This window comes from Soehngenia saccharolytica DSM 12858 (genome assembly GCF_059568515.1).
In genome coordinates this window covers 1-3,938 of sequence record NZ_JCANTN010000056.1, presented here as the reverse complement: position 1 = coordinate 3,938, position 3,938 = coordinate 1, and the positions used below count along the sequence as shown (strand labels likewise).

Sequence of the window (3,938 nt, the reverse complement as noted above, 5' to 3'; positions counted from 1 at the left end):
AAACAGTGTAAATATATTTTCAAATTCTAATAGTGACATTTTCATTGAATAAAACTTTATACTTTTACATGACATTTTCACTGACTATTGACAGTATTTTTGTATTAAATGTAGAAATCTAATTCTACAATATTGCTAAAATCAAGTCCTTTTTTTGTTAGTTTAATGCTTCGCCTGTCTTCATAAATTAACCCTAAATCTTTGTTCTTTTGAATAGCATCTTTATAGAAATAGTCAATGTCAGTACCAAATTCTTTATAAAATTCTTCTCTGTTAATACCTGAATTTAATCTAATCCCAAGTATCATAAATTCAGTTATTCTCGATTTAGTGCTAATAAATTCTTTATTCGATATAGGTAGGCTACCTCGATTAAGTGCTTCATTGTAATCAGTGAAATTTGAATAATTCCAATATCGGTAATTCCAAATGTTTGAGTGGCTATTTAATCCAAGTCCAATATATGGTTTTAAAGTCCAATATTTTAGATTGTGCTTGCATTCAAAACCATTTTGGGAAAAATTCGATATCTCATACTGCAAATATCCATTTTCTTCTAAGAATTCCTTTGCATCATGATACATCAGTCTTTCTTCATCTTCGCTTGGAAGAATTAGCTTGCCGTTTTTTTCAAGTTCGTATAATTTAGTCCCTTCTTCAATGATCAAACTATATAAAGATATGTGGGTTGGTTTTAACTCTATAATTTGTTCTAAGCTATTTATCACATCAGGTAATGTTTGCCCAGGTAATCCTATCATTAAATCTGTGTTTAAGTTGTCAAAGCCATTTAACTTAATCAACTTAATAGTGTTTATAATATCTTCTTTGTTGTGTATTCTCCCTATGTTATACAGAATTTTATCATTTAGTGATTGTACTCCTAAACTAATTCTATTGATTCCATTTTCCTTGTATGCTTTTATTTTTTTATTATCAATAGTCCCTGGATTAACTTCAATTGTTATTTCAGCATCTGAATCAATATTAAATGAATTGTTTAATGTTTCAAATACTCTATTAATATACTTGATATCGATGCTAGAAGGAGTACCTCCTCCAATAAAAATAGAATCCACTAAATATCCACCAATCAACTTGCTATAGATTTTTATCTCATTAATAAGGGAATTGATATATCTTTCAATCATCTCTTCACTTGGTTTTACTGAAACAAAATCGCAATAATCGCATTTTTTTATACAAAATGGGATATGGATATAAATTCCTAATTTCTCCATGCCTAATCTACTTCTTTTCATCATATTTTAAAACACTAAGAAAAGCTTCTTGTGGTACTTCTACAGAGCCAATTTGTCTCATTCTTTTCTTTCCCTCTTTTTGCTTTTCTAACAGTTTTTTCTTTCTAGTAATGTCTCCTCCATAACATTTGGCTAAAACATCTTTTCTTAGAGCTCTTATTGTTTCTCTTGCAATAATCTTGGATCCAATAGCTGCTTGTATTGGTATTGCAAATTGGTGTCTTGGTATTACATCTACAAGTTTTTCAGCTATGCTTCTTCCTCTTTCATAAGCTTTCTCTTCATGCACAATTATAGAAAAAGCATCTACTAATTCTCCATTAATCAATATATCTAATTTTACTAGTTTACTTCGATCGTATCCTTTTAGCTCATAATCAAATGATGCATATCCTCTAGTTTTGGATTTTAGTGCATCAAAAAAATCATATATTACTTCATTCAACGGTAATTCATATTTTAAAGTTACTCTTTTTTCATCTAGATACTCCATATTTAGAAATACGCCTCTCTTGTTCTGGCAAAGCTCCATTATAGCGCCAACATACTCAGATGGAGTCATAATAGAAGCTGATACTATAGGCTCTTCTATATAATCAATTTCAGATGGTTTAGGCAAATTTGAAGGGTTTTGAATATCTATGATCTCTCCATCTGTCTTGTGTACTTTGTAAATAACACTTGGAGCTGTTGTTATTATATTTAAATCAAATTCTCTTTCAAGCCTTTCTTGAATTATCTCCATATGAAGTAGTCCTAAAAATCCACATCTAAATCCAAAGCCTAATGCTTGGGATGTTTCAGGTTCAAATACTAGACTAGCATCATTAACTTGCAACTTTTCCAATGCATCTCTGACACTATTGAAGTCTTCTCCCTCAGCAGGATACACTCCACAATAAACCATAGGTGTTACTTTTTTATAACCAGGAAGAGGTTTTTCTGTGGGATTTAATGCATCAGTTATAGTATCTCCCACTCTTGCTTCTTTGACATTTTTTATGCTCGCTGCTACATATCCAACTTCACCTGCGCTTAAAAAATCCATAGGAATCTGTTTTGATGTACTAATCCCGACTTCTGTTACCTCAAATTCTTTACCAGTTGACATCATTTTAATTTTCATGCCAGGATAAATTTTTCCATCAAAAACTCTTATGTAGCAAGTTACCCCTTTATATGGATCATAATATGAATCAAAAATCAATGCTTTTAATGGTTTGTTTTCATCACCAATAGGTGCAGGGATTCTTTCAACAATTCCCTCTAGTACTTGATCTATGTTAAGTCCTTCCTTAGCAGATATTCGTGGTGCAAATGAGGCATCGATTCCAATAATATCTTCGATTTCTTGGGCTACTTCTTCTGGTCTGGCACTAGGCAAATCGACTTTATTTATTACAGGAAATATCTCTAAATCTTGATCTATAGCTAGATAAACATTCGCTAATGTCTGTGCTTCTACTCCCTGTGTTGCATCAACAACTAAAATAGCTCCTTCGCAAGCAGCTAATGATCTTGATACTTCATAGTTAAAATCGACATGTCCAGGAGTATCTATCAAATTGAAGATATATTCTTTACCATTATTTGCTTTGTAATTGAGCCTTACAGCTTTTAACTTTATTGTGATTCCTCTCTCTCTCTCTAAGTCCATCTTGTCTAGAACTTGTTCTTGCATTTCTCTCTGTGTCATCATTCCTGTCTTTTCAATAAGTCGGTCAGCTAAAGTTGATTTCCCATGGTCAATATGTGCGATTATCGAAAAATTTCTTATATTCTCTTTGTCTACGTGCATTAGTTTACCTCCAAACTATTAAATAGGAAAATCCTCCCAAAACTGGGAGGTTATTTTAATTTACCAAATCTAGAATCGAAAGGATAATATCTAAATCTTGCAATGCCCTTTATTTCTTTTATTTTTACCGTCCCAAAATATCTACTGTCTTTGCTGGCACCTTCAGCTCTATTATCTCCTAACACAAAAACTTCTCCCGCTGGCACAATCCAATAATTTTCACTGTAAATATGGGTGTATTCATCGCCATTTAAATAGCTTTCTTCAATTTGTACACCATTTACATAAACTTTGCCATCAGATATTTGTACAACATCTCCTTCAACTGCAATCACTCTCTTTATATAATCTTTGTTTTCAGCATCTGGAGCACTCAATATAACTATGTCCCCAGGTTTTGGATCTGTAAAATACAAGGGTAATTTTAAAGCTATCAATCTATCGCTTTCGTGTAATGTTGGGTACATTGAATTTCCAACTACATATGTTGTATTAAAAACAAAGGTCTTTATTAATACTGCTATAAATATAGCAATTGCAATGCTTTTTAACCATTCAACCAATTCACTTTTCCCCTTCTTGCTATTATCTTCATAATCCAATCAGTTTTCCCCCTACTCATATATCAAATAATCTATTGATATTATACCACTATATAGCTATTAATCAATTAAAACATAGCTATTAATCTATTAATGTCATACATAGTAAATTATTAAAAAAATGATTTTATTAGATATTGAATATTAATAGAGTTTTATCTCAATCTAAATTGTTAATTTTCCTGTCAATAACCTGTGAAAATGTCACCTAAAAAATCATGATTTTATTCTATGAAAATGTCACCTTCGAGATATAATTTTGCTTTTTAAGTAACG

Annotated in this window: 3 protein-coding genes; all 3 read right to left on the bottom strand. The window is 31.2% G+C overall.

What is annotated here, in order from left to right; genetic code table 11:
- Positions 1-104: 104 nt before the first annotated feature.
- From hemW to lepB, 3 genes are read right to left on the bottom strand one after another with little or no spacing between them, the layout of a single operon-like run.
- Positions 105-1,265, bottom strand: coding sequence for a radical SAM family heme chaperone HemW (hemW, locus tag BO51_RS09930; RefSeq protein ID WP_496486264.1), 1,161 nt, complete (start codon positions 1,263-1,265; stop codon positions 105-107).
- Positions 1,249-3,060, bottom strand: a complete 1,812-nt coding sequence (gene lepA, locus BO51_RS09925) for a translation elongation factor 4 (protein WP_496486262.1) — start codon at positions 3,058-3,060, stop codon at positions 1,249-1,251. Before lepA ends, hemW begins: the two co-directional genes overlap by 17 nt.
- 50 nt (positions 3,061-3,110) lie before the next feature.
- The gene (lepB, locus tag BO51_RS09920; RefSeq protein WP_496486255.1) at positions 3,111-3,662 is read right to left on the bottom strand and encodes a signal peptidase I; all 552 of its coding nucleotides are present in this window, start codon (positions 3,660-3,662) and stop codon (positions 3,111-3,113) included.
- Positions 3,663-3,938 lie beyond the last annotated feature (276 nt).